This window comes from Flavobacterium sp. RSSA_27 (assembly GCF_051547125.1).
In the GTDB taxonomy this organism is placed as follows: domain Bacteria; phylum Bacteroidota; class Bacteroidia; order Flavobacteriales; family Flavobacteriaceae; genus Flavobacterium.
In genome coordinates this window covers 1-1,388 of sequence record NZ_JBPTTN010000014.1, presented here as the reverse complement: position 1 = coordinate 1,388, position 1,388 = coordinate 1, and the positions used below count along the sequence as shown (strand labels likewise).

The window sequence follows — 1,388 nt, the reverse complement described above, 5'->3', positions numbered from 1 at the left end:
TATGAATGATTTTGGTTAACTCTTTTAATAACAGCCGCTACAAGCATAATCTCCAATTTCTTGAACAACTATCCATTTTTTTTTCACTTTTTTCATTATTACAACAAGTGATGGCTTACTGCTATTGTACATATTGTCTATCGAAAAATAAAAAAGTATGTATCTTTTATTATAATACCAAATAGGTTCTGATAAAATGATTACATTTTCTAGTTTTGGAAGGTGGAATAGATGATACTCATCAAAGAGTTGGTTTCGTTTTCTATCCAAAATCTTAAAATCTCTAAAATCTTCTTCGCGCCAATACTTTTCTGTTTTTTCGTTTGAATATTGTGCATACAATTTCTTCCAGTGCAGCTCATTAAAGATTTTGCTTGTGAAATCTATTTGATTGGGAAAAATAATATGTTTTTCTCCTTCGCCTCTATTGAAAATTCTTAATGTTTGTGTATTACTTTCCTTATATTTTAAGATATACATTTTGTTTTTATCGATATCTTTTTGTGTTTTTAAAAACACTCGTATTGGTTCATAATCCTCTGGGTATATTTTGCTTGAGCAGGAATAAAAGAGAAAGGGAATAACGAAGAGTATAAAATTTAAGTTTTTCATAGGACTATTTTTTACAAGGCGTGCCTAATGGTTTTGTATTTTGATAGAAAAGACCTAGTTTTTCAGCATTAATTCTGTTTAAAATTCTTTCACGAGTTTTGTAGTTTTTATGAGATAGATCATTAGGGAAATTTGTATTGAAGATTGTTGTCCCCGTTAACCCACCCCAGGCCAAATCAATATAATCTTGATATGGATAATCGGTATACTGGCCAGTATGAAATTCTTGAATGGTTGTTGCAATGGCAAAAACATATTGTTTTGCAATTAATTCATGATGTTCTGATGCTAAGATATTTGGGTTCTTGGTTATTTGTTGTTGTACATAAGCTTCATAAATTGTTGGGAAATCAAAACTACCATTTAAACCATTGGATTTATGAGCTTCTAGAAGGCTAATTAAATAGGCATGAATGATTTCATGAGCCATTGTTGTAGCAATAGACAAGTCAGTAGGTCGATTAGTATTGCCTATGCCATTTATATAATCATATTTGAAAACCATATTAATATCAGTTTGGGATCCCTTTTCAGGTGTAGTTTCAGCCCAATTCCTTATGTCTTTTACTTGCCCAATAGACATATTTATTTTAAATATAGATTTTGGGTCGGTAAATCTTGTGATCATTTTTGCAATATCTTTCTCTGTACTATTTTTCAACTTCTCCATTATCGCTCTAGTACATGGGTCTAATTGAGAGTCATCGATTTGTTCTTCGATAGCTTTGGCAATATTTTCTGATGTATTAGGTACCGCTTCCCAAGAGCCAGTATCG

Annotated in this window: 2 protein-coding genes; both read right to left on the bottom strand. The window is 31.1% G+C overall.

Annotated elements, in window-relative coordinates:
* Positions 1-24: 24 nt before the first annotated feature.
* Entirely contained in the window at positions 25-612 is a 588-nt protein-coding gene (locus tag ACSVH5_RS13430) for a hypothetical protein (protein WP_438061919.1), read from the bottom strand.
* Between the two features lie 4 nt (positions 613-616).
* Positions 617-1,388: hypothetical protein (locus ACSVH5_RS13425; protein WP_438061918.1), on the bottom strand; the 772-nt coding region annotated here is incomplete at its 5' end.